The sequence below is a fragment of the Anabaena sp. PCC 7108 genome (assembly GCF_000332135.1).
GTDB lineage: Bacteria > Cyanobacteriota > Cyanobacteriia > Cyanobacteriales > Nostocaceae > Anabaena.
Genome location: NZ_KB235896.1, coordinates 4,806,776 through 4,831,461, shown reverse-complemented (window position 1 = coordinate 4,831,461; position 24,686 = coordinate 4,806,776). Strand labels below are relative to the sequence as shown.

Genomic DNA, 24,686 nt, shown 5'->3' with positions numbered 1-24,686 from the left:
AATTAAATTCATTGCCGGAGACTCGTAACAAGGAAAGAATATATTTAGGGCTTGCTGTCGGAGTACTTAAGTAGCCATCATGAACTGTGTACACCAGAACACATGAAAAAAAACTTCTTATTCCCCTCCACGAAACAGCGGGGAGGGGTTAGGGGTGGGGTCTTATTTTCAAGTCAGGTGGGCGTTAAAAAATATAAGATAGACCTAACCCCCGTTGTAGCAACTGGCGTGAGAGGTTTGGAAGCGAGATTTTATATTTAATTGCGCCAAGCTACTTATAATTCAATAGGTTGCTCTAAAATCCGCAGTGCATATGTCAAATTAAAGATGTAAAAATCGATTTTTTGATGTTAAATGTTGAGTATTGCTCAAATTTGTTGAATTAAACCAACAGAATCCCTTTTTGCCATAATTATTGTAGGTTCTTGTAGGAGTGAATGTGAATATGATGTTTTTGCGTAAAAATCTTTTGTGCTTACCAAGTCTAGCCGCCCTTGCAGTTTTAGGTAGCAGCCTATCCGCAAATGCTCAGACACCACAGCCTATTGATCCTGTAATGCCTGACAACCAAGTGAGTGCAGAACCCACAGCAGCCACTTTGACCAAAGTACCAGCGCTCGCCAACACCACTACAGACATAATACCTGTCTCGGAAACAGGAGCAACTGAGCTTGCTGCCAAGATCATTCCAGACAGCCAAGTGAGCGCTGAATCCACAGATTCGACCTTTGCTGAAATACAGCAGTTTCCCAACGCAGCTACAGAAAAAACACCCAGTCGGACAATTATACCCGTCCCAGGTACAGTTGCCACCTCATCCATGATACTGACAGATGTAGCTTCTGAGTCTACTTCCCCTCCATCTGTGGCTCAAGTCGCACAGCCAAATCAAATTGCACAATCAGATATTGATGTAGGAAGATCAACCCGTGGTGGTAGTAGCTATCTTGGAGTAGGTGCCAATATTGGTGTAAGTGGTGGAGATTCAGCTTTGGGCGATGGTAACTTCGCCATCATCAGCAAAGTTGGTGTGACAAAGTCTTTTTCAGTAAGACCATCAGTGATATTAGGAGATAATACCCTATTTCTCATTCCCATCACTTACGACTTCTCCTTCCAGTCCGCAGGTGGAGATCCATTTTCTGAATCCCTAGCAATTGCTCCTTATGTAGGAGTCGGTGCAGCCATTCAAACTGGTGATAATTCAGAAACGGCTGTATTAGTAACTGGTGGTATTGATGTACCTCTAAATAGTCGCTTTACTGCCACAGCCTCTATCAATGCAGGATTTTTTAATCAAACTGATGTCGGTCTTTTGTTAGGAGTCGGTTACAACTTTAGCGGATTTTAATTAAAAGGGAACGGGGAACAGGGACACGGGGACGCGGGGACACGGAGACACGGGGACACGGGGACGCGGGGAGATATGGAAAAAGAAGACACGGGGATAGGGGGAAGGAGTTGACTCTCAGAAGGCAATCTCTCTTTCTCACCGCGTCTCCCCATCTCTTTCTCACCGCGTCTCCCCATCTCCCCATCTCCGCGTCACCGCGTCTCCCCTGCCTCCCCAACTACTTGGGACTAACTTTATCAATCACTTTGATTTTGCCGTCGTCTCCGACAGTCCAAACATCATAAACACCAAGAACATCGCCATTAGCATCAACATCTACATTGCCACTGGCTCCTTGGTAGTTAATCTTTTTACCCTCTTTTAGTAACTTCAATCCCTCACAGACATCAGTTACTTCTGTACCCGTTCCATTAGCTACTTCACGGATTTTTCCCGCAATACCAACGCCTGTATTTTCTTTAGCAGCTTGTGCTGCCAATGTTAACAAAGCAGCAGCATCCCAAGCTTGAGGTGCGTATTCTCCTGGTACACCGCCTTTTTTCTCTTGCCACAGCTTTTTAAAAGCTGCTAATGCTTTACCATCAGAACCAGGAACTGTACCAATAGCTCCTGATAACAGATATTTTCCGTCAGCACTTTTACCAACTTGCTCAGGAAAAGTATCTGATTTCACTCCATCTGTGAGCATAATTTGTACTCCTTTTGCTACACCTTGCTGATAAGCTGCTTTGAGGAATAAACTTCCCGTTTCAGCGTACATCACAGCCAGTACTGCGTCGGGTTTACCAGCAAAAGTAGCACCTGCTTCAGTATCAAATGTTTGGGCTTTGGGGTCGTAGCGGACTGGTTTATCTTTATTAACTACTGTTCCACCTAATTCTTCAAAGGTTTTTACAAATGCTTTTTCAAAACCTACCCCGTAGTCGTTATTAATGACAACGGTGGAAACTCTTTTAAATCCTTTTTTCTTAGCCAGTTGGGCTAAAGCTAGTGCTTGGTAGGTATCAGGGGGAGCAGTCCGCGCCCAAAAGCCTTTAAAGTCACCTTTTTGGGCTTTGTCAGTGAAAATGGGACTGGTGCTACCAGGGGAAACGAGCATAACTTTATTGGGTACAGCTACGGAAACAGCCGCTGTAGAAACGCTACTGGCAAAGGAACCAACTACACCAGCGACTTTATCTACAGTTGCTAATTTGGTCATACCAGCTGCACCGGCTCTGGGGTCGGTTTGGTCGTCTACTTCTACTAAGGTGACTTTTTCTCCGTTTACACCACCGCAAGCGTTGACTGTATCTACAAGCAAGGGAACGGAACCAGCCATTTGCTGACCAATAGAGGCTAAGTCACCAGTTGTTGGTAACAAACTACCAATTTTTAACCCTTTAGCATTATCGGTTGTACTAGTTGAGTTAGCTGCTGGGGTAGCAGTAGTTCCTGGAGGTGTTGGGTTAGTTGTGGTGGTATTATCACAAGCAGCCATCAATAATCCACTGGCTACGGTAGCTATAGTTAAAACTAGGGAAACACTAATTCTGGACATGGATAACTCTCAATCCTGGGATGTTCAGGAGCCTGAAAGTAGGATAAAACTAGGTTAAAAATCCAGATCAATTCTATCCAGACTCCAAAGTCTAAATAATAGCATCCCTCTTCTGAAGTATTAGTGCTAGAGAATTATTAATTTTTACTTAGCTAAAAACGGAGAAGGAGGGATTCGAACCCTCGGATGGACCTTACGATTCCATCAACAGATTAGCAATCTGCCGCTTTCGACCACTCAGCCACCTCTCCCTGTCATAGGTAATTATGTTATCAGATATTTTTAAGCTAGTCAATAGTTATTTTGTCATTTGTGCAGTGGTCAGTTACTAATCACTAATGACCACTGACAAATGACCTTATAAAACTTGCGATCGCATCCAGGCCGCTGGCAAAGTGCGGAATTTTTGCCATTGGGGGACGTAAGCACGTTGACTGAACACTTCATAATTATTGCGCTCAATCACATCTAAAATCTGCCCATACAGCATTGATGCAGTCCAAACTGGCCAACGGGCATCGGGTGCTAGGTAGCTAACTCCTTTGTCTGCCTGAATATAGAATTGGCGGGCGCGGTCAATCTCAAACCGCATTAGAGAACGCCAACGTTCATCTACTACACCTTTAAAAAAGTCTTGTTCGGTGTAGTTGAATTTGGCCAAGTCTTCTAGAGGAATGTAGATCCGCCCCCGTTTTGCGTCCTCACCCACATCTCGGAGAATGTTGGTGAGTTGATTGGCAATTCCCAGAGCGATCGCTTCTTCTGTGGGAATATACGGTTGTTGGTTTCGATGCCAGGGCGCTGTATAGATGCTGGTATCTATACCCATAATCGCCGTTGACATTAAGCCCACAGTACCAGCAACCCGGTAGCAATAAAGGTATAAATCCTCAAATGTTTCATAACGACTGCGATATAAATCCATCCGCTGACCGGCAATCATATCCCGGAAGGGTTGAATGTCTATGGCAAAGCGTTGGAGAGTATCCACTAAAGCTACGTCGTAATTGTCCAATGGGCAGCCCGCAAAAATCGAGTCCAGCTGCTTTTCCCATAGGTCTAGGGTTTCTGGCGTGGTTATAGCAGATGCGGGTCCATCTACTAATTCATCTGTTCGGCGACACCAAGCGTATATTGCCCAAACAGATTGACGCTTTGCCGGACTCATCAGCAATGTACCCAGGTAAAAAGTTTTGGCATACTTGGCTGTGAGTTCCTGACAAAGTTTGTAGGAATCGTCTACAGAGACCAGCGTTTTCATGCGCGGGGGGGAATCAGGCAGTTGCAGCATTCGTTGCGGGCAGTCGAGTTAGCGTTTGCAGGTTGGAAGAGTTTGCTCCCGATGGCGCGATGCTATCGGAGATCGCCTGTGCTGTTAGCTTACCAGAAAGTACTGCTCCCTCCATACTGCCTAGATAGCGTTGCATGGTGTAACTCCCGCTCAAAAAGAAGTTGGCTATGGGAGTTGTTTGGGTTGGACGGTACTGTTGACGACCAGGGGTCGCTTTGTAAACTGAACGCGGCGTTTTGACGACGTGAGATTTCAGCAGTTTTGCCTGGTTGTCTCCTTTAAAGTGGTCAGGAAGGAGTTTTTCCAACTCGGCCATGGTAGCCCAGACAATTTCTTCGTCGGATTTACTAATCCAATCTTGGGCGGGAGCTAGAACTAATTCCAGCATTGAGCGATCAGGATTAGCATATTCACGACAGGTGTTACTCATATCAGCATAAACGCTGAGGAGGGGCGATCGCGAAAAAAGTAGGTGATCAATGTCTGTTAACTTCCGATCAAACCAGAGATGGAGGTTAATTACTGGTACACCTTCTAAACCTTCCAGCTTTTGGAAAAATGCCATCTGCTGCCAAGGTTCTGGCAACATGACTTTTAATGGGTCAACCGACATGGCTGATACGTAAAAGTCTGCTGTCACTTCTTCATCTTGCTCCCCATCTAACCCGCGCAGCAAGAACCCTTTTACTGTACCATCCGGGTTGAGCAAAATCTCTTTTAGGGGCGCATTCAGCCTGACTTGTCCACCTCCTGCGGTGATGTAATCAACGATGGGTTGGCAGAGTCGTTCTGTAGGAGAACCATCTAAAAAGGCGATTTTGGAGCCGTATCGTTCTTGTAAAAACCGATTGAGGGCGGTTAATAAAATTGTGGAAGAAACTTCATCAGGGTTGATAAAGGTTAGCGCCTTGGAAGCAGCGATAAATACGTCACTCGCTACCCGCTCACCAACACCTTGCCTTTTTAACCAATCTGAGAAGTTGTATTTATCCATCTCCTCAACATACTTTTGACCGCGCACGATGGCTGGAAGCAACCCAATGGCGAAACGAATCTTCTGCTCCCAAGTCAACATATCGTTGTTGCGAAGAATCGAGGCAATGATGTTAAAGGGAGAAGGAATATCGGGAACATCAAACCTTGAGAGTGTTCCTGGTTTATCTGGTTGATTAAAAATCAGTGTATGCTCTTTCCATTGAAGTCTGTCTTCAATGCCTAACTCTTTGAGCAGTTGCAGCATGTTGGGGTATGCCCCAAAGAAGGCGTGTAACCCGGTTTCATACCAGTCACCGTCAGAGTCTTTCCAGGCCGCAACAAGACCACCCAATACATCCCGACGTTCTAAGACAATGGGAGTATGTCCTGCATCTATGAGGTATTTCGCGCAGGAAAGTCCTGCTAAACCAGCACCAGCAATCGCTACTCGCATTTAAACCTACTGCTTTTCAATATTTCTTAACTGTTTTCTCGATTCTCATTATATGTTGCAATCCGTTACATTTGGTATCACTTCCTGAAAAGGCTGAGGAATTAGAGGCCAAAAGATAAAGTAAAAAGAATTGAATTTTCTTTTGGTCGGCCAATTATGCACACATCTCAGCATCTCCAAAGCTTTGGTAATCACCTGATTCTCGGTATTTATGGTACAACCCTCAGCGATGATGATAAACGGGCGCTAAACGAGTTAAAACCAGTTGGGGTCATATTTTTCGCCAAAAATTTTCTTGACGGTGTACCTTATCCGGTTTGGTTAGAAAGCTTCAAGCAGCTAATTGACCAAATTCACCAATATGCTGAACGTGATTTCATGTTCACTACATTAGACCATGAAGGTGGTCGTGTTGTGCGGACACCTTTACCTATTACTCGTTTTCCTCACGCTTATTTACTACAAAGACACGCGTATGAAGTCGCCAAAGCCACAGCATTAGAATTAAAATCACTCAGTATTAATCTTTCTTGGTCTCCTGTAGCTGATATTTTCTCTAATCCCCAAAACCCGATTATTGGAACTCGTGCTTTTGGGACTACCCCCGAAACTGCTAGTCAAGGTGCGCGGGAATATTACCAAGGATTGCGAGAAGAAGGTATTTTAGGTTCTGCTAAACATTTTCCCGGACATGGAGACACTAGCACAGATTCTCATGTTGAGTTACCAATATTAAATTTAAGTTTAGAAGATTTGCGAAATCGGGAATTGATACCTTTTCAAACCTTGATTAAGGAACAGGTTCCATTAATTATGACAGCGCATATTTTGTTTCCTCAAATCGATCCTCAGGTTCCAGCCACTTTATCTAAAATTATCTTAAATGATATTTTGAGAGCAGAATTAGGTTTTCAAGGTGTGATAGTTTCTGATGATTTAGATATGAAAGCAGTTTCTGAGATGTTTATGCAATCGGGAACTCTGGCGCGAGCTTTTCATGCTGGTTGTGATTTATTTATAGTTTCTCGAAATATCAATTCTTCATCTTTGGAACGGACATATAAAATAGCTGAAGATTTTTCTGCAAGTTTGAATAATGGTAGTTTAGATATAGCAGTTGTAGAAGCTGCAAGAGAAAGAATTGCGAATTTATTGGACGTAACTCCTCAATATCCAGTTTATCAACTTGATAAAGAAACTTTGGTGAAAAATGCGGAATTAGCAATAGCTTGTACTTTTTAGTATCAAAAGCTATCATCCCCAGTTGCACTATTTTAGGAGAATAAAGCTGATTCCTGCAATCAGAAATCAGCTTTACTATGGAAGTCATATTTGATTTTTGAAAAAAATTAGGTATTGTAGGGTGCGTCAGATATTACAAATCTGTTTATTAATAGAATTTATGGAGTCTGACGCACCCTACGTATCTTTTCATAAATCAAATATTATTCCTATATGATGGTACTTATGTGAAATGAATTAGATGAAAATCTAAATTCATTATTAGGAGTTGAATATTCATGCAATCAGCCAAACTTTCTGATGATTAACAAAGCATCACTCAAGCTACTGTTTCCAGCCTTGATATTGAGCTAACAAAGCTTCCTCATCGGTTATTTCATTAGTTCCTGGGGGGCTGAGATAAGCAACACCCAAAGCTTGGAGATATTTGCTTTCATTAAACTTACTTTGACCACCTTCACCGCCTTGGCTTTCTTGACCGCCTTCACCGCCTTGACCACCTTTAATGTTAGCAGATGCTTCAACACTAAGTTCAGTCAATAATTCTTCATTCTTGATTTTTTCAGAGTATAACATCACTTTTTCTCCTAGATACACCTGGAGCATTAAGTTAGTTGAAAACAAATTTGTGATTGTTCAACTAATTGCTTCCTTGTTTGTATAGTAGAGTCCATTTTTTTTAATTACCTCCGAATTATCAAAATTGAATTGGGTAGTAATTGAGAGATGATCAATCTGTTCCGAGTTATTGACAATGAAATCATAATTTCCTGACATAGCTAACGCAAATGTCGAGTTTAGATAAAACTTGTTTGAGCATATTTGTCAATAAGCTAGTTAATTACAAATAAGTGGAAAAATCTGATTGAAAATCTTGGAAATGTTGTGTAGTAATGGTTTTAGCGTTTATACTTATTAAAGCTTTTTTGCCTGTCTAGGTAATATTGGTATTGCGAAAGTTATTTTATTCACAAAAATCTCTTAAAAAGACATATTTCGTAATCTCAATAAGTATTATTTATTTGTTCATTTGAATACTTAAAAAAAAGGGATCTTTAAGTACATGATCTGCAAAATCTGAACAAAAAAATCTCATAAAGCTTACCATGTATGATAAATGAGCCATATTTTTGAATATTATAGCAAAATATTCTCTCTTTCCCCTGTTCTCTGTTGCCCGTTCCCTGTTACCTCTGAAGTTAATATCAAATTCCATGACTTTTGCCAATTACCCAATTACGACGGAAAAACCGAGCTAAAGAAGATTCTTCCAAAGATAAATAAATCGGTCTACCATGAGGACAAGTGCGGGGGTTGCGTGTGCGTTGCCAATCATCTAATAATTTCTGCATTTCTGGTAAATTCATTGGTGTACCATTACGAACTGCACTGCGACAAGCTACAGCAACTTGGGCTGTTTGTAAATCTCCTCCCCAACTCAGTTCTAAAAGTGCTTCGGCACAGTCTTCACGTTGTTGTAACATTGCGGGAATGTTGCGAACTGCCCAAAGTTTTTCACCAAATGGTTCAATATCTAAATTGATATGTTGGAGTTGGGAAACTTGCGCTGGTGATAATTGATAAAGAATAATTGGTGTTTCTACAGCTACAAGTTGCCAATGATCACAAAGTTGTTCATACAAAACTCGCTCATGGGCAATGTGCTGTTCTACTAACCACATTCCTCCTGAATGTTCGGCAACAATATAAGTATTACTTACTTGGGCAACAGCTTTTAAATAGTTCTGAGCTTGATTTTGATTTGGATTTTGAGGTTGAAAATTATAACCACCTTTGGTTTCTGCAACTTTGAGTAATTTACTGACTCTGGTTGTTTGAACAGATTCTTTAATATTAACTTCAGAAATCCGCAGTGCCTTGTTAATAGCTTGGGTAATTTGTTCTTGCCAAAAAGTTATTTCGTTGAGATAAATTTCAGTTTTGGCAGGGTTGCGATTCCAATTGATTTGGTCAGGAGAAATGGCAAGATGTAAAAAACAAATGGGATAGCGATCGCGCGGTAATGTTTTGTGAAATGCTGATAAAATCGTTTGCTCTAATTCCGGTGATTTAATCATCCTGCCATTGATTGCTACTTTTACCCAATCAGGACGATGACGATGACACCTATCTGGTAAACCTATGACTAAATTTATGGCTGATTTTTCTAGGTTTGGTAATTCTAAATGACAAAAATGCAAATCACTCGCTCGCACTTGGGGCAAAATTTGCGGGATTAATTGTTCTACAGTCGCAGCCGGACAGATAGTGAATAATTCTCGGTCATTTTGCCAAACTTGGTAAGTGACTTGAGGATGACAAAGGGCAATTTGTTGAATTATCCCTTGTACTGCCTTCATTTGCTGTGCAGGGGTGGGTAAACCTTGACGACGGGCGGGGTAGTTAGCGAACAAATTAGAGACCGTGACGACTGTTCCAGGGGCTATTGGGGCTATTTCTAGTTTGACTACTTCTCCACTTTCGTCATAAACAACCCGGTATCCCTCATTTCCACCCACGGGACGACTGAAAATTTCTAAATCTGCCAAGGTTGTTAAGCTGTGTAACGCCTCACCACGAAACCCTAAACTGGTAATTTTCCATAAATCCGCACTAGAACGAATTTTACTGGTGCTATGGGCTGCTGCGGCTTGTTGCAAGTCATCAAGATTCATTCCACAACCATTATCAGCTACGCGGACTCGCCAATGTTGCGGCCATAGAGAAACGACAATGCGCGTTGCACCAGCATCTAGGGAATTTTCTACTAATTCCCGCACGACAGCAGATAAAGAGTCAATTACCTCTCCAGCCGTAATTAAATATACAACTTCTGTTGGTAAAGCTTGAATAGTAGATGCCATAGCCGGAATGAAAAATTAAAAATTAAAAATTGAGCGAACGTGCAGAACATTAGCCTACAATATTCCGACTACTGGCTTCTGACAGATATGTAGTTTTATTTAATATCTATTTAATATCTCAATAGAATTTTTGATTAATTGTAAAGAAAACCTGATTATAAGAGGATCTTTGATAAATTGCAGATGAGGTGATAAGCGGAAAAAACTTATGAACGGTAGTTTAGTCGCTGATGTTCAGGATCTGAAATCCCGGCTCGAATGGGGTCAACCTGCTTTTACAATTATTGATGTGCGCGATCGCTACACTTACAATCACGGCCATATCACTGGGGCGATTTCAATTCCCTTCGATGACTTGGAATCCCGTGCTAAATCTGCTCTGCACAAAAAACGCCCTATCTATATTTATGGGGAACATGATGCCCATGCAACCCATGCAGCCCAAATCTTGCGCCGTGCTGGCTTCACTGATGTTTCTGAAATTCAAGGTGGGCTAACTGCTTGGAAAACAGTTGGTGGCGCTACAGAAGGGGTGTAATACCTTTTCACTTTAAGGTGGATACAAATGGACAGACGCGGTGACCGAAGAGGACGCGGAGAGTGGGTGACGCGGTGACGCGGAAGAAAAAGACGCGGAGAGGGGGAGACGCGGTGACGCGGTGAGATTATCCCCGTGTCCCTCTTTCTCCGTGTCCCTTTTTACAAGACTCAGCACTTTGCCAGAACACACTGGTTAAAGTTAACCACACTCGCAACAGCAGAAAGTAACTCATCTAAATTAATAGGCTTGCAGAGGTGTTTCTGAAAACCTGCTTTTAATGAATATTCTTGATCTGCCGCTGAAGCCCATCCCGTCATAGCAATAGCCGGAATCCATCTTCCTTTCAATGCTTGCAAATTTCTAACTTTTGGTAGCAACGAATACCCATCTTCATCCGGTAGAGAGATGTCGGTGATTAAGATGTCAGGTTTAAAATTAGATATTACTTCTATAGCCTCATGTGCAGAAGCAGCAGACATAATCTCTGTACCTTCCAATTCAAATAATAAAGTCAGTATTTGTCTGGTATCACTATCATCATCGACAATCAGTAATCGTAAGTTATCAAGATGGATAGATTGGCTATACATGAATCTTACCTGCTTTTATTTTTAACAGTTTGATTTGTAAAAATAAAGGAATCAAAAACTATATGCTCCTTTATATTATGCAAAGCAAATGTTGGCTGTCTGTCCGGTTTCGTACATAGAAGCCCAAAAGATTCAATCGCAATTATGTTGAGGTAAATTGCCTATTAACCGTGCATATTCATTCTTGATGACTTTATAACACTCACAGGAACTCTCCTCTAAAGCTTCTCGATTGATAATCTTAATATTACCGCGATGGTAATTAATCATGCCTGCTTTACTGAGGGTATTCGCTGCAACTGTAACACCAGACCGACGTACACCCAACATATGAGAGATAAATTCTTGAGTTAGAGGAAATTCATCTGAATGTAGACGGTCAGCCACTGTCAATAACCACCGAGAAAGTCGCTCTTCTAACGTATGTAGTCGGTTACAAGCAGCGCTTTGTGCAATTTCAATGTAGACAGTTTTTACATAGCGCAGTAGCAAGTTTTGAATCGCTCCTCCCCGATCAAATTCGGTTTTAACTTGATCTGCATCAATTCGCAACGCATTGCCCGGAACTTGGGCATTTGCAGTTATATTTGTGATGTCATCTCCCAAAATAACGGGTATACCAGCCATACCTTCTTTACTCACTAAACCAACTTCTACTGATGAGCCGTTGTCCATAATACAAAGTAGGGAAATGACTGCTGTTTCAGGAAAATAGATGTATTTGATTGGTTCTTCTGCCTCGAAAATATTTTGCCCAGATGAGAGCGATACAAGTTCTAAATGTGGAGCAAGATGCTCAAAATCAGATTTAGGCAAAGCAGCAAGCAGTTTATTCTTTGACCTTAGGGAATTATTATCTAATAACATGATAATTCTCCTTATATTTAGCTGTCTTTAGAAAAGGCAACCCCAGGCATAAAGAGAGAAAATTCGCATTTAGCCCTAATGTCAAAAGATGTATTCTCTAAAGTGATCTTTTTAACGGAAACCTTTCACACCAATATATTACCTATCTTTATTATAAATGATCTCACTAATGACTTGAAAATTGCCGAAAATATAGGTTTTTTTAGACAAAAAGATAGCTGTAATGTCCAAAAAACTTATTTTAATCTAGTCGTTATCTTGATATATTCGTTTAACTCATCAATTATGTCTTTCTTAATGCTAACTTCCTGCTTTTGAGGCCAGAAATAGACAATTTTATTTTTACGAATTAATCAGGATTGGCATATATAAATAATAACATTGACTACAATGTCACTTGTAACGGGTAAAACAGGCAAAAACCGTTAATATGCTCAAAAAAAATCCCCCGCATTCAAGTAGGGGATAGTCAACATCTGTAATATTCTTTCTTCATAGCAACGGACAAGGCGGTTAGGACATCAACTAATGATAAAACTTACACACCAAAAGACTTTTAGCTCTGTCACCTGTCACCTGTCACCTGCTATAGTCCTGCATTGCCAAAACCTGATCTGGTTCCGGCTTCAACAAACCATTTAATAAAGATGCAGGACGTTGAGTATAAGGCCAAGCAAACGCATGACGGAAAGCTGCATCTTGACAAGCTTTTAACTGGGCAAAATTGATAATGTCGTAAGTCAAGAGATTTTCATACTCAAAGGGTAAGCGGACATTGTGCAAACCAGCGTTATCTGTACATATGGCAATATCTACACCAGCTTCAAAACAACGGTCAAAAACTAATTTGAGTTGACGGATATCCTGTAAAGTTCCTGTTTTTAAGTAAGTTGTGGGACAAACTTCCAAACACTGTCCCCGTTTAGCTACATCTTTAAGTAATTCTGGGTAAAGTAGGGGAATTTGGATACCGTGACCAATTCTCATTAAATAGGGTAAAAGTTCTGGATAGCAACCTGCGGTAGTTTCATAAAGATGTCCTGTGGTTTTTACGCCTACAGTTTGGGCATAATTATATAAACTAATCCATTCTTCCATACGTTCAGCATAGTAACTATCGCCCCCCGCAATATCTACCGCACAGACATAATTTGGATTTTGCGCTGCTAAATCAACAATTGCCTTATTGACTTCATAAGGTAATCGTGAGTGCATACAGAGAATTTGGCTGGTGACAATGGGATATTCGGGCAAATGGCTAGATTTCCCGACAATATTCACAATTTCCGCCATCTTATCAATTCTTTCGGCTTGATTTAGATGTTCAGGAGTCCGCAAATAGGGAGTGTAACGCAATTCCAGATAAGCCAAATTTTCAAATATATAAGCACCCCGCAGCAAGCGGTAGATAAAGTAAGGTAAAGTTGCTACCGTTTGCACACTTTCAACTAAGGTGTGTAATTCCAGATATTCATCTAAAGTGTTACGGGGACGGGTATAAAAATCTTCAAATTCTGAATATTCAGTAAAGCGAGAAATTAACTCAGTGGAATGGCGCTGGAAATATCGCCATAATACACGAGGTACAACTGAACCACCTAGATGCCGATGCAATTCTGCGTATAAAGCCATAGTGGTCTTTTTTTGGAAAAATTTTATTAATCTTAACAAAAACGCTAATAAAAAAAATCTATCTCTGAAGAAGGATTATTAGTATTGGTCATTATCGCTGCACAGAGGGATAAGCGTATGTACAATAGCGATCGCGCCCTTGTTGTTTAGCCTCGTATAAAGCTTGATCAGCATAAGCAATGATTGTATCTGGTTTAACTTCCAACTTTGGTACAACAGAGGCAATTCCCAGACTAACTGTGACGATATCTTTGACATTAGATTGTTCATGAGGAATCGCCAGATCATGAATTGCTTGTTGAATTCTGGCTGCTACCTTAATCGCTCCTTCTAAATCCGTATGTGGGAGCAGTACGGTAAATTCTTCTCCACCGTAACGCGCCACCAAATCAGGAGGACGATTGATATCTTGATGACGAATAAATTGATACAAGACTTGGGAGATTTTGAAGAGACAATCATCACCAGCTAAATGACCGTAGCAATCGTTATAGCGTTTGAAGACATCAATATCGAGTAGAATTAAGGAAAGTGGCTGCTGTTCTTGGGCTAGTTGCTGCCATTCCTGTTTGAGACGATTATTAAAACAACGACGATTAGCCACTTGAGTTAAAGCATCTAAATTTGCCAGTAATTCAAGTTGATGATTAGCATCTTGCAAAGCCAGTTCAGTTTGTTTCCGGGCAGTGATATCACGGATAGTAATAGCAAAACCATCAGCTAACTTTACCGCCACAAAGTGGAACCAATAAGAATTTCCTGATGGGTAGTAAAAATCTTGTTCTAGAGGTTCACCCATCTCGACAACATCAACAAAACGCTCAAAGAGTTCTGGGTCAAGACGGTTCACAAATTTTTTTAGCACCAACTTACCGATCATTTCCTCACGACTACGACCAAATGCTCTAGCGATAACCGGGTTGACGACTAAGCAACGAAAATCCTCAATATCGCCCGTTGCAGGGTCACGGATAGCTTGCATAGCGGCAATACCATCAAGGGAACTGTTCAAAACGCTTGATAGGAAAGCTCTGGACTGATAAAGTACCTCTTCTGTTTCTCTGCGGTTAGCAACTTCTTGTTCTAAAAGGCGTTGTTGACGTTGAATGGTTAATTGATTTTCTAGACGCGCTACTACTTCTTCGATTTGAAAAGGTTTTGTAATGTAGTCTATACCACCTGACTTAAAGGCTGTTACTTTATCGAATACATCATCTAAAGCACTAATAAAAATAACGGGAATATTATGTAAATTCTCATCAGCTTTGAGAGCTTGACAGACTTGATATCCATCCATTTCTGGCATTTTGATATCTAAGAGGATGACATCTGGTCGCTTCACCTTCACTGTTTTTAGAGCCATTCGCCCACTGGTGACGCTGCGAACAGTGTAGCCGAGTTTAACCAGTAAATCGCTGAGTAATTGTAAGTTCTCTGGAATGTCATCTACTAGGAGAATGTTACCTTTGTTTTCCGGTTGATAATCAAGATTCATTGCTTATTATGGGTTCGGCTAAGTCAACAAGCTGCTCAAATTCAAATTGACGCGCAATTTTCGCCAAAGCTTGTGCTAGGCGATGTTCTGTTTCGGGAATTTCTCCTATCTAGTTGCAAGACGAGGTTGGTATTAGCCTCAATAGCAGCTTCATATAACTGAGTAATCCATTCGCTAGACATACAAGTCAAATTTTGGGATGTAAAAGCGTTTTCTGCTGAATTATCTAATATAAGCGATCGCGTTTCAGCAAAGATATAGCTTACACCAAGATGTTTAGCTAGTGCATCAAAAATTGTGTGTTCAGCAAAGGGTTTGTATCGGAAGTGATCACAACCAGTAGAAAGAACGATCGCTTTCTCTTTTTCTAAAATGCTGGCTGTAACGGCAATTACAGCGGTAGCATTGCCTTTGGTGGTGGATTTAATGTACTTAGTAGCGATGAGCGATCGCTCGATTGCGTCCCTGCTCTTTAGCTGCATACAAGGCTTGATCAGCATAGGAAATCAGAGTTTCTAAATTTTGTTCTAAGGTAGGAACCAGACTGGCAACCCCCATACTCAGGGTGATGTAATTACTCACTTGAGAATTCTGATGGGGAATCTGCAAAGAAGCGATCGCAGTTTGAATCGTCTTGGCAACCTTAAGCGCCCCTTTGATATCAGTATTACTCAAAATTACAGCAAACTCTTCACCACCGTAGCGGGCAACTAAATCAGTCGGGCGTTGAGTAACTTTGGCAATTTCCTGTGCTACTTTAATCAAACATTCATCGCCACCTTGATGTCCATAACTATCGTTATAAACCTTAAAGTAATCAATATCAATCATGATCAGTGCCAGGGGATTTTGTTCCCGTTGATGCCGTGTATGTTCTAAAGCTAGATAGTGATCAAAACAGCGGCGATTAGCAATCTGAGTTAACCCATCCATATTTGCCAACAACTCCAATTTACGATTGGCAATAACTAGCTCTTCGGTGCGTTCTTGGACTCGATGTTCCAAAGTTTCAAAAGAGGTCTGTAACTGCAATGCCATATTATTAAACGATTTTGCCAGTTGACCTATTTCGTCTTTTGAGTTGATTTTGACGCGGATATCTAAGTTACCTGCGGTAAAATGGGAAACTATATTATTAAGGTAAATTATTTGCTTTGTTACCAGTTGCCCAATGACAAAAGCGATGATTGTCACTACTGAGGCGATCAATGAAAATAGAAACATTGCGTCACGAATTTGCTTTTCTACGGGTGCTAAGGCAACAGCCAGGGGCTGGGCGAACAAAACAGACCAAGGTTTATATTGCAAATAAGCGATCGCAATCAGATCAACTTGATTACCTGCTGCTTCTAAAGATGAAATTACATAGGGCTGCTTATGATCCAATGCTTGCTTAAGTTTTGATTCATTAGTTGCCAATTCTTTAACAGGAAAATTGGGCAAACGTCCTTCCCATTGCAGTTGAGTTACAACATCGGTAGGCAGAGGCACAATTGATTTAAAAATTAGTTTTGGTGCAGTGCTATGTGCCAGATAAATATTATTTTCATCTAAAAGAATAGCAAAAGATTTTGCCCCAGCCTGTTCAGTTCGTCGAGTTACTAATTGCTGCACAACAGTAGCATTGTATGAAACACGCAGTACACCCAATATATCTCCCTTGGCATTGCGAACTGGACTGCTAAAAAATACGGTAATCAGGTCAGGAATTGTCGGCGATAGCTTCATGCTAGAAACAAAGGAGAACCCAGTTTTCAGAGGTTCTTTAAAATAATTTTCTACTGATTCATCTTTACTAATATTCGATGTTTTCGTATCCAATACATTTTTACCCTTTAAGTCAAGCAAAGCATAGGAGAGAACATTGAGCATATCTTTGCGACTGAGACGAATTAATGTTTCTATCGCCAATTGCATTTCGGGGCTATCATCTCGCTGTTTTGGAGTGAGGCTAAGGTAGCGTGCCAAACCTGGTAAAATCGCCTCTACGCGCACGGCATTGAGATTTCCATCAATAAAGGCATCTATTCTGTTAGCTGTTTCTTTAGCCGCCGCAGATAGGGCTTGTTTAGCGTTGTCAGTTAGTGCTTTTTCAGTTGTCTGTTTGTTGATAAATGTCAGTAGCAGCAATGGAATCAAAGCAACAACGAAAAACGACGCGATCAACTTTGTACGGATGCCCATAGTCTTAAATTAGGAGTGAGAGTTCAAAAACGAAGAATTGAACAAACTTTTTAGCTCAGGAATGCGCGTCACATTTCCAGAGCGAATAAAAAAGTCTGCATATATCTGGGCAGTTTTGTAAATAGAATTAGGGTTGCTAGATTGAAATAATTTTTGATTTTCACCTAAATCAGTTAGGTTTACTCCCTCCAGAGAGAGCGTATTGCGAGGAATTTTTAAGGCTTTGCTGATGATCTCGTTTCCTTCCTGAACATTGGCTTTCCAGTAGGCCGCACCTTGCAGCCATCCTCGTACAAATGCCCGAACGTCTTCAGGGCGATCGCGGATTATATCATTGCGAAAGACAATCAGATCTAAAATCAAGCCGGGGGTTTGTTTGCTGGTAAATATGATGTGTCCCCCTAATTTAATAGCTTCAGAAAGATGGGGTTGCCAAGTGTGTCCGGCTTGAATAACATTATTTTTCAGGCCTTGAGGAATTTCTAAAGCATCTAATTTAACCAATTTCACATCATCGCTGGTGAAGTTGAAACTTTTCAACATCTCAGTCACGAAAAGTTCGCTAAAACCACCTAGATTTGTACCTAGCTTTTTCCCTTTCAAGTCAGCGACAGTTTTAATTTGTGGTTGGGCAACTACTACATCTGCTCCTGTTGATTCATCTATAACCATCACGCTTTGGATATCAGGATTTGTGGCACTCAAGATGATAAAACTTCCCAAGGAGACTGTAATCCCATCATACTTACCCGCACTGAAATTTGCTCTTTCCAATTGGGTGTATCGTTTATTAATTAGTTCCACATCTACCCCTTGGGCTTTGAAGAATCCTTTTTCTTGAGCAATGATGCCTGGATACTCTCCAATAAAAGATGTAAATTGCACTTTCAAGGGAGGGCGTTTTAATTGGGTTGGTGTTGAAGTATGACAAGCAACTAGCAAGCAGCAACTAAGGAAAAAAATACTTATATATCTAATTATTTTAATCATGGAATTTTTAATATTTCCTAATTATTATTTGTTAAAGGTTCAACTAAATCAACTAATTTCTCAAATTCAAATTGTCGGGCAAGTTTTGTTAAAGATAGAATTAAAAAACTTTCTGTTTGGGGAATTTCTTTCACTAATTCCATAACCAAATTTGTATTGGCTTCTAAAGCTGCTTCATAAAATTGATTAATCCATTCTTGATCCATACAAGTTAGACTATCAGATGTTAAAGATTTTTCTTCTATAGGTTCTGACTTTTCAGAATGATTTTCAGCAAATATATACTTGACACCAAGATGTTTAGCGAGTACATCAAAAATTGTGTGTTCGGCAAAAGGTTTCCGTAGAAAATCATCACAACCGGCAGAAAGCACTATCGCTTTCTCTTCTTCTAAAACGCTGGCTGTGACGGCAATTACAGCGGTAGCATTGCCTTTGGTGGTGGATTTAATATGCTTAGTGGCTTCGTAACCATCCATAACAGGCATTCTCATATCCATCCAAATCAAATGGGGTTCCCATTCATCCCAAATAGTTATGGCCTCTTGTCCGTTACTAGCTTCTTTCATCTCAAAACCTAATGGTTCTAAAAGCCGAAACAACAACTGACGATTAATAGGTTTATCATCTACTGTTAAGATTTTATAGGTAAGTTGTCCTGGTACAAGTCCTAACACTTGTGGATGTTCTTCTAAAGCACTGCTATTACTTTGTTGACCTAATTTAGCTTGAATAAAAAATTTAAATGTTGTTCCTTTTCCTAATTCACTTTCAACAGCAATATCTCCCCCCATCAACTGTACAAACTTTTTACTAATTGCTAAACCTAAACCCGTTCCTTCCTGCATTTCTTTTCCAGCTTGCGCTTGGGAAAAAGCCTCAAATAATTTAGATATTTCTGCTGCGGCAATACCCATTCCTGTATCACGAACTTGAAAATCAAGAGTCAAAATATCTATGATTTCTTCACTGTTATTATTTACAGTTAAAATAATTCCTCCTGACTGAGTAAATTTGATAGAATTACCAATTAGATTAATTAACACTTGTCGGAGTTTTACTTCATCAGTGCAAATATAACGAGGGACATTTTCACTTCGTTGAAATATTAAATTTAAGCCTTGATTACTGGCTCGTAAATGGAACATATCTTCTAAATCATCTAGCAATCGATAAAGGTCAAAATCCGTCGGATTCAGGGTAGTTTTACCTGCTTCTATTTTAGATAAATCCAAAACATTATTAATTAATGTTAGTAAATACTCACCACTACGATAAATGATACCTATATTTTCATATTGCTCAGAAGGTAAATTGTGAGAACGTAATATTAATTGGGAAAAGCCGAGAATAGCATTAAGAGGTGAGCGTAATTCATGGCTCATATTGGCAATAAATATACTTTTAGCCTGATTTGCTACTTCTGCTTTTTCTTTAGCAATTACTAATTCTGCTGTGCGTTCTTTTACACGATGTTCTAAAGTTTCAAAAGATGTTTGTAACTGAAGAGCCATACTATTAAATGAATCAGCCAAATTTTCTAGTTCAGAAACTCCTTTGATGTCTACGATCTGACTAAGTTCACCAATAGCGATCGCTCTACTAGCTTGACTTAATAGCTTAATCGGTTTAGCAATCAAATTTGAGGTAATAATTCCTAATCCTGTAGCGAGAATTAAAGTTAAGAGACACAGTAAAATAGTTGTCTTGGTATTAGCTTGAATTTCTCCCAGGAATTGAGTTTCTGGAATGACCATCACTACTACCCAATCCAAACCATATTTATCTCGATAGGGGATGACGCGAACAAAAGGATTTTGATCAAGATTAGGGCGGAGTGATTGTGGTTTATTAATTGCTTTTAAACTACCAAATAGTTTTATTAACTCCCCAGTCAAATCACGAATGACTATTTCACGACTATTCAAGGCTTTCAGTCTTGTGGCTTTGCGATTGACAATAGGTGCGGGAGATTCATTCGATGTACTAGCAACAAGTAATCCTGATCGCTCTATAATGAAGATGTCACCTGAGTTTTTTTTATTCAGTGTTTTCAGAAATTGGCTAATTTTATTAAGTTCAAGATCAATACCAAATACACCCAGAAAATTTTTCTGTTTGTCATAAACTGGAGTGCTGGCTGAAATGCTGAAGAAAGTAGCTGCATCTCCCTGATTGTAAATAGAACTCCAAATGGGTTTACCTGCTTTTACTGCATCTAAGTACCAAGCAGAATTAATTACCTCTGGATCTTCTATTGTGTAGCGTAAATTGACCCGATTACCTTGATCATCTACTGAATAGCCATATCTTTTATTGCTATGTGGAAGAATTTCTACAATTCCCCAACTGTAATCTTCTTCATAACCACTACCAATAAATCCTCCCTCTTTACTACCAAAGTTATCATAAGCAAAATTAAACGCTCGCACCTGACGATAGAAATATTTACCCAAAGCCTTAAAATCATTCAAGTCCAAGATTCCCGACTCAAAAGCCTCCACATTCATGCGGTTGATTTCCTGAGCTTTTCCCATATAACTATCAAGATATTGCTCAATGCGATTACTCGTCTCCGTCATCAATTCCTCGGCCAGTTTTGCAATCGCCTGCTGTCCGGTTTGGTAAGACAAATAGCCCACTAGCCCTACCGCACCGACAATTTGCAAGACAAAGGGGATAATTAACACTAATCTCAGGGGGATTTGTCTTGATTTTTTGGCGTTTTTGCTATTCATTATTTATCAAAGGTTCAGCTAAATAAACTAATTTCTCAAATTCAAATTGTCGGGCAAGTTTTGTTAAAGATAGAATTAAAAAACTTTCTGTTTTGGGAATTTCTTTCACTAATTCCATAACCAAATTTGTATTGGCTTCTAAAGCTGCTTCATAAAATTGATTAATCCATTCTTGATCCATAAAACTTAGACTATCAGATGTTAAAGATTTTTCTTCTATAGGTTCTGACTTTTCAGAATGATTTTCAGCAAATATATACTTGACACCAAGATGTTTAGCGAGTGCATCAAAAATTGTGTGTTCGGCAAAAGGTTTCCGTAGAAAGTCATCACAACCAGCAGAAAGAACTATGGCTTTTTCTTCTTCTAAAACACTAGCAGTTAAAGCTATCACCGCTGTAGCATTGCCTTTGGTTGTGGATTTGATATATTTTGTCGCTTCATAACCATCCATGACAGGCATCCGCATATCCATCCAAATCAAATGGGGTTCCCATTCATCCCAAATAGTTATTGCTTCTTGTCCATTACAAGCTTCTTTGATCTCAAATCCCAAAGGACTGAGAAGTTTAAATAAAAGCTGTCTATTAATAGGTTTATCATCCACTGTGAGAATTTTGTAAGTAGGCTGACCAGGAGCAAGTGATAACACACGCTGCCGCCCTTCTGTACTATTGCTGTTTGTTTCTTGACCCAATTTTGTCTGAATATAGAATTGGAAAGTTGTTCCTTTTCCTAATTCACTTTCAACGTTAATATCCCCTTCCATCAACAGCACAAATTTCCGACTAATTGCTAAACCTAAACCAGTTCCTTCCTGCATTTCTCTTCCAGCTTGGGCTTGAATAAAAGCATCAAATAATTTTGGCAGTTCCGCAGGTGCAATACCCACACCAGTATCACGAAGACAGAAGTTGAGGTGAAAAACATCCTCTGTTTCTTCATTGCCTTTTTCCACATTCAGAACAATTGATCCTCCAGTAGGGGTAAATTTGAGGGCATTACTCAGTAAATTAATTAAAACCTGACGTAGTTTTACTTCATCGGTGCAGATAAAACGGGGGACAGTTGAACTACGCTTGAATATCAGTTCTAAGCCGGCATCATTAGCCCGCAAATGTAACATATCTTCTAAATCATCCAGCAAGCGATAGAGGTCAAAGTCGTTGAGATTGAGAGTTGTTTTACCAGCTTCTATTTTCGATAAATCAAGAATATGATTAATTAGAGTTAGTAAATAATCACCACTACGATAAATAATGCCAGCATTTTCATACTGGTCTGGGGGGAGATTATTAGCCCGTAACATCAGTTGCGAAAATCCAATAACTGCATTTAACGGAGAGCGTAATTCATGACTCATATTGGCAATAAATGCACTCTTAGCTTGGTTGGCAGCTTCAGCTTTACTTGCTAATTCCTTAGCCTTAACTTCACTTTCTTGTAAATCTCTGGTGCGGTCAAAAACCCGTTGTTCTAATTCTGTATTAGCTATTTCTAAATTGAGTTTAGCCTGGTGATTTTCCTCAACAATAGCTAACATAGTCATCACAGTTACAGCAATTACACCGATAAATAACTGTAATAATAAAATAGAATTACTTTTTAAGGATACTTCATAAAAAATACCCATTTTATAACTAGTGGCAATGGCAGCTACCATAGCCACAATTGTGGTTAACAATGTAGTTATTTTCCCACCCAAGCGAAAAGCCGACCAAAGCAAAGGTGGTAAAAGTAAATATTCGATAGGTTGGGATTTAATAAAAGTAAAGTAGCTGAGAATAATTAAACTGAAAATCGTAATTAATAGTTCTCTATCTAGCCAATATTTAACTTGAAAATCCTTAATTTTTCTAGACCAAGTTAAGATTAGTGGAGCAAATACTAAAATTCCTATCGAATCACCAATCCACCGACCCCAGAAAACTTCTAAATACTTACTCCAGAGTTCATAACCACCTAAACAAACTGTCATTACACCTACTAGGCATTGTAAAACAGTTCCCGTAAACAAACTACAAAAAGAGAAAATGACAACATGATTAACTTGGTTTAAAAAATAATTTGTACCTGTTAATCTGAGAATAAGCGTTACTGAGATCAGCGAGCCAAAAGTAGTCCCAAGACCGCCCACGACAGCCAGAACCAGAGGTTCCATAACAATATAATTGCCAGATGTTGCTCCTAAAAATATACCGAACCAACGCGATCGCCCCCACAATAGCAAAAATCCAATCGCAAATCCTGTACCCGGCCAAACGGGAGTACCGTATTGAGAAATAGGCATTTTTTTTAGCACTAACCAAGAAACTATGTGGTAACTAATGCCAATAATTAATACATCAGACCACCAGCGAGGATTTTGGTAGTCAACACCAAGACGGTTAAGAGTTCGGGATAAATTTAGAGGCATTTTTTGCGCGTCATTTTGATAATTTTTGATAATTTGTAATTATTATCGATTATTCAGTTACAAATTTCTTGACAAGAAGCAATAAATCTGTTATTAATTGTAATTTGTGGAAACTTTACCCTTTAATATAATCTCTTGGCTAACGTCATTGTCATAGGTGCCCAGTGGGGCGATGAAGGAAAAGGTAAAATAACTGACTTACTCAGCCGCTCCGCAGATGTGGTGGTACGTTACCAAGGGGGAGTGAACGCTGGGCATACAATCGTAGTCCAAGGTCAGACGTTTAAGCTGCACTTAATCCCCTCTGGTATTTTATATCCAAAAACCGAGTGCATTATCGGCTGTGGAACAGTCATAGATCCACAGGTTTTGATTAAAGAACTCGAACAACTAGAACAATTAAATATTTCCACGGCTAATTTGCTCATATCTCAGACGGCTCATGTCACCATGCCCTACCATCGCATGATTGACAAGGCATCAGAGGAAGTACGAGGAAATCATAAAATCGGTACTACAGGTAGAGGTATTGGTCCTACCTACGCTGATAAATCGGAACGTATAGGCATCAGAATGCTAGACTTGATGGACTCTGATGGACTCCGTGAGCAGTTAGAGTGGACGATCAACTATAAAAATACCATTTTAGAAAAGCTGTATAATCTGCCGCCTCTAGATCCTCAAGCAGTAATTGCAGAGTATTTAGGATATGCAGAAAGGTTGCGTCCTTATGTGATAGATACCTCGCTGAAAATTTATGATGCAGTTTTACGGCGGCGCAATATCTTATTTGAAGGCGCACAAGGTACACTTCTCGATTTGGATCATGGAACTTATCCCTATGTTACCTCCTCAAACCCTGTAGCTGGAGGAGCTTGTGTTGGTAGCGGGTTGGGACCAACAATGATTGATCGGGTAATTGGGGTTTCCAAAGCTTACACAACCAGAGTAGGTGAAGGTCCTTTCCCCACCGAATTGGACGGAAAAGTGGGAGAATTGTTGTGCGATCGCGGGGCAGAATTTGGCACAACAACGGGCAGAAAACGCCGCTGTGGTTGGTTTGATGCGGTTATTGGTCGCTATGCAGTCCGCATTAACGGTATGGATTGTATAGCAATTACTAAACTTGATGTTCTCGATGAATTAGAGGAAATCAATGTTTGTGTAGCTTATGAAATTGATGGTGAACACTGCGAACACTTCCCCACCAGCGCTCGTCAGTTCGCGCGTTGTCGTCCCATCTACAAAACCCTACCAGGATGGCAGGTGTCAACTAGTCACTGTCGCACCCTGGAAGAGTTACCAAAGCAAGCTCTAGACTATCTTAAATTCTTAGCAGAATTGATGGAAGTCCCGATTGCGATTGTCTCCTTGGGAGCAAGTCGTGATCAAACCATAATTGTAGAAGACCCTATTCACGGACCAAAACGCGGTCTGTTAAATCCAGACGGTACAGCCGTATCTATACTGAGTGCATAGCACCAGTTCTCGGTCATTAGTCAACTGCTAACTC

18 protein-coding genes and 1 tRNA gene are annotated in these 24,686 nt (G+C 40.1%); 4 read left to right on the top strand and 15 right to left on the bottom strand.

The window, feature by feature from the left end:
* The first annotated feature begins 448 nt into the window (after nt 1–448).
* Entirely contained in the window at nt 449–1,351 is a 903-nt protein-coding gene (locus ANA7108_RS0122615) for a hypothetical protein (protein ID WP_016953110.1), read from the top strand.
* A gap of 220 nt (nt 1,352–1,571) precedes the next feature.
* Here ANA7108_RS0122615 and ANA7108_RS0122610 read toward each other — a convergent pair whose 3' ends face one another.
* The 4 genes from ANA7108_RS0122610 to pds form a co-directional block, all read right to left on the bottom strand.
* Nucleotides 1,572–2,894, bottom strand: a complete 1,323-nt coding sequence (locus tag ANA7108_RS0122610; protein WP_016953109.1) for an ABC transporter substrate-binding protein — start codon at nt 2,892–2,894, stop codon at nt 1,572–1,574.
* 159 nt (nt 2,895–3,053) lie between these two features.
* Nucleotides 3,054–3,145 (bottom strand) — tRNA-Ser (locus tag ANA7108_RS0122605).
* 107 nt (nt 3,146–3,252) lie between these two features.
* Nucleotides 3,253–4,185, bottom strand: a complete 933-nt coding sequence (gene crtB / locus ANA7108_RS0122600) for a 15-cis-phytoene synthase CrtB (protein WP_016953108.1) — start codon at nt 4,183–4,185, stop codon at nt 3,253–3,255.
* The gene (pds, locus tag ANA7108_RS0122595; RefSeq protein WP_016953107.1) at nt 4,169–5,614 is read right to left on the bottom strand and encodes a 15-cis-phytoene desaturase; all 1,446 of its coding nucleotides are present in this window, start codon (nt 5,612–5,614) and stop codon (nt 4,169–4,171) included. Before pds ends, crtB begins: the two co-directional genes overlap by 17 nt.
* Nucleotides 5,615–5,770: 156 nt before the next feature.
* Between pds and nagZ the strand changes: the two genes are divergently transcribed.
* On the top strand, nt 5,771–6,856 hold the full coding sequence (gene nagZ, locus ANA7108_RS0122590) for a beta-N-acetylhexosaminidase (protein ID WP_016953106.1): 1,086 nt from the start codon (nt 5,771–5,773) through the stop codon (nt 6,854–6,856).
* Nucleotides 6,857–7,180: 324 nt separating this feature from the next.
* On the opposite strand, the gene ANA7108_RS0122585 is transcribed toward nagZ, so the two are convergent.
* Together ANA7108_RS0122585 and mutL are read right to left on the bottom strand one after the other, a co-directional pair.
* Nucleotides 7,181–7,432: a hypothetical protein gene (locus ANA7108_RS0122585; protein ID WP_016953105.1), complete on the bottom strand. Its 252-nt coding sequence runs from the start codon at nt 7,430–7,432 to the stop codon at nt 7,181–7,183.
* Between the two features lie 629 nt (nt 7,433–8,061).
* Nucleotides 8,062–9,720 (bottom strand): DNA mismatch repair endonuclease MutL, encoded by a 1,659-nt coding sequence (mutL, locus tag ANA7108_RS0122575; RefSeq protein WP_016953103.1) that lies wholly within the window; start codon nt 9,718–9,720, stop codon nt 8,062–8,064.
* A gap of 208 nt (nt 9,721–9,928) precedes the next feature.
* On the opposite strand from mutL, the gene ANA7108_RS0122570 reads away from it, so the two are divergent.
* Nucleotides 9,929–10,258: a rhodanese-like domain-containing protein gene (locus ANA7108_RS0122570; protein WP_016953102.1), complete on the top strand. Its 330-nt coding sequence runs from the start codon at nt 9,929–9,931 to the stop codon at nt 10,256–10,258.
* A 170-nt stretch (nt 10,259–10,428) separates the two neighbouring features.
* Here ANA7108_RS0122570 and ANA7108_RS0122565 read toward each other — a convergent pair whose 3' ends face one another.
* The 9 genes from ANA7108_RS0122565 to ANA7108_RS0122525 all read right to left on the bottom strand — a co-directional run bounded on the left by ANA7108_RS0122565 (nt 10,429) and on the right by ANA7108_RS0122525 (nt 23,173).
* A complete protein-coding gene (locus ANA7108_RS0122565) occupies nt 10,429–10,851 on the bottom strand; it encodes a response regulator (RefSeq protein WP_016953101.1) in 423 nt (140 codons plus the stop codon).
* A 132-nt stretch (nt 10,852–10,983) separates the two neighbouring features.
* A complete protein-coding gene (locus tag ANA7108_RS0122560) occupies nt 10,984–11,718 on the bottom strand; it encodes a Crp/Fnr family transcriptional regulator (RefSeq protein WP_016953100.1) in 735 nt (244 codons plus the stop codon).
* Nucleotides 11,719–12,297: 579 nt separating this feature from the next.
* The gene (locus ANA7108_RS0122555) at nt 12,298–13,350 is read right to left on the bottom strand and encodes an adenosine deaminase (RefSeq protein ID WP_016953099.1); all 1,053 of its coding nucleotides are present in this window, start codon (nt 13,348–13,350) and stop codon (nt 12,298–12,300) included.
* Nucleotides 13,351–13,441: 91 nt separating this feature from the next.
* Nucleotides 13,442–14,845, bottom strand: a complete 1,404-nt coding sequence (locus ANA7108_RS0122550; protein ID WP_016953098.1) for a diguanylate cyclase domain-containing protein — start codon at nt 14,843–14,845, stop codon at nt 13,442–13,444.
* Between the two features lie 41 nt (nt 14,846–14,886).
* A complete protein-coding gene (locus ANA7108_RS0122545) occupies nt 14,887–15,327 on the bottom strand; it encodes a hypothetical protein (protein WP_026104392.1) in 441 nt (146 codons plus the stop codon).
* Complete coding sequence (locus ANA7108_RS0122540) at nt 15,278–17,029, bottom strand: diguanylate cyclase (RefSeq protein WP_016953097.1); 1,752 nt, start codon at nt 17,027–17,029, stop codon at nt 15,278–15,280. Before ANA7108_RS0122540 ends, ANA7108_RS0122545 begins: the two co-directional genes overlap by 50 nt.
* Nucleotides 17,030–17,038: 9 nt before the next feature.
* A complete protein-coding gene (locus tag ANA7108_RS0122535) occupies nt 17,039–18,019 on the bottom strand; it encodes an ABC transporter substrate-binding protein (protein ID WP_016953096.1) in 981 nt (326 codons plus the stop codon).
* A 17-nt stretch (nt 18,020–18,036) separates the two neighbouring features.
* Nucleotides 18,037–20,757 (bottom strand): ATP-binding protein, encoded by a 2,721-nt coding sequence (locus tag ANA7108_RS0122530; RefSeq protein ID WP_016953095.1) that lies wholly within the window; start codon nt 20,755–20,757, stop codon nt 18,037–18,039.
* The gene (locus ANA7108_RS0122525; protein ID WP_016953094.1) at nt 20,750–23,173 is read right to left on the bottom strand and encodes an MASE1 domain-containing protein; all 2,424 of its coding nucleotides are present in this window, start codon (nt 23,171–23,173) and stop codon (nt 20,750–20,752) included. The genes ANA7108_RS0122530 and ANA7108_RS0122525 overlap by 8 nt, the downstream gene beginning before the upstream one ends.
* 135 nt (nt 23,174–23,308) lie before the next feature.
* On the opposite strand from ANA7108_RS0122525, the gene ANA7108_RS0122520 reads away from it, so the two are divergent.
* Nucleotides 23,309–24,652, top strand: coding sequence for an adenylosuccinate synthase (locus tag ANA7108_RS0122520; protein ID WP_016953093.1), 1,344 nt, complete (start codon nt 23,309–23,311; stop codon nt 24,650–24,652).
* Nucleotides 24,653–24,686 lie beyond the last annotated feature (34 nt).

What these genes read in the sequence shown, in the direction of transcription:
- ANA7108_RS0122615 (WP_016953110.1), top strand. Translation starts at nt 449, where the DNA reads ATGTTTTTGCGTAAAAATCTTTTGTGCTTACCAAGTCTAGCCGCCCTT.
- ANA7108_RS0122610 (WP_016953109.1), bottom strand. Translation starts at nt 2,894, where the DNA reads ATGTCCAGAATTAGTGTTTCCCTAGTTTTAACTATAGCTACCGTAGCC.
- crtB (WP_016953108.1), bottom strand. Translation starts at nt 4,185, where the DNA reads ATGCTGCAACTGCCTGATTCCCCCCCGCGCATGAAAACGCTGGTCTCT.
- pds (WP_016953107.1), bottom strand. Translation starts at nt 5,614, where the DNA reads ATGCGAGTAGCGATTGCTGGTGCTGGTTTAGCAGGACTTTCCTGCGCG.
- nagZ (WP_016953106.1), top strand. Translation starts at nt 5,771, where the DNA reads ATGCACACATCTCAGCATCTCCAAAGCTTTGGTAATCACCTGATTCTC.
- ANA7108_RS0122585 (WP_016953105.1), bottom strand. Translation starts at nt 7,432, where the DNA reads ATGTTATACTCTGAAAAAATCAAGAATGAAGAATTATTGACTGAACTT.
- mutL (WP_016953103.1), bottom strand. Translation starts at nt 9,720, where the DNA reads ATGGCATCTACTATTCAAGCTTTACCAACAGAAGTTGTATATTTAATT.
- ANA7108_RS0122570 (WP_016953102.1), top strand. Translation starts at nt 9,929, where the DNA reads ATGAACGGTAGTTTAGTCGCTGATGTTCAGGATCTGAAATCCCGGCTC.
- ANA7108_RS0122565 (WP_016953101.1), bottom strand. Translation starts at nt 10,851, where the DNA reads ATGTATAGCCAATCTATCCATCTTGATAACTTACGATTACTGATTGTC.
- ANA7108_RS0122560 (WP_016953100.1), bottom strand. Translation starts at nt 11,718, where the DNA reads ATGTTATTAGATAATAATTCCCTAAGGTCAAAGAATAAACTGCTTGCT.
- ANA7108_RS0122555 (WP_016953099.1), bottom strand. Translation starts at nt 13,350, where the DNA reads ATGGCTTTATACGCAGAATTGCATCGGCATCTAGGTGGTTCAGTTGTA.
- ANA7108_RS0122550 (WP_016953098.1), bottom strand. Translation starts at nt 14,845, where the DNA reads ATGAATCTTGATTATCAACCGGAAAACAAAGGTAACATTCTCCTAGTA.
- ANA7108_RS0122545 (WP_026104392.1), bottom strand. Translation starts at nt 15,327, where the DNA reads ATGCAGCTAAAGAGCAGGGACGCAATCGAGCGATCGCTCATCGCTACT.
- ANA7108_RS0122540 (WP_016953097.1), bottom strand. Translation starts at nt 17,029, where the DNA reads ATGGGCATCCGTACAAAGTTGATCGCGTCGTTTTTCGTTGTTGCTTTG.
- ANA7108_RS0122535 (WP_016953096.1), bottom strand. Translation starts at nt 18,019, where the DNA reads ATGATTAAAATAATTAGATATATAAGTATTTTTTTCCTTAGTTGCTGC.
- ANA7108_RS0122530 (WP_016953095.1), bottom strand. Translation starts at nt 20,757, where the DNA reads ATGAATAGCAAAAACGCCAAAAAATCAAGACAAATCCCCCTGAGATTA.
- ANA7108_RS0122525 (WP_016953094.1), bottom strand. Translation starts at nt 23,173, where the DNA reads ATGCCTCTAAATTTATCCCGAACTCTTAACCGTCTTGGTGTTGACTAC.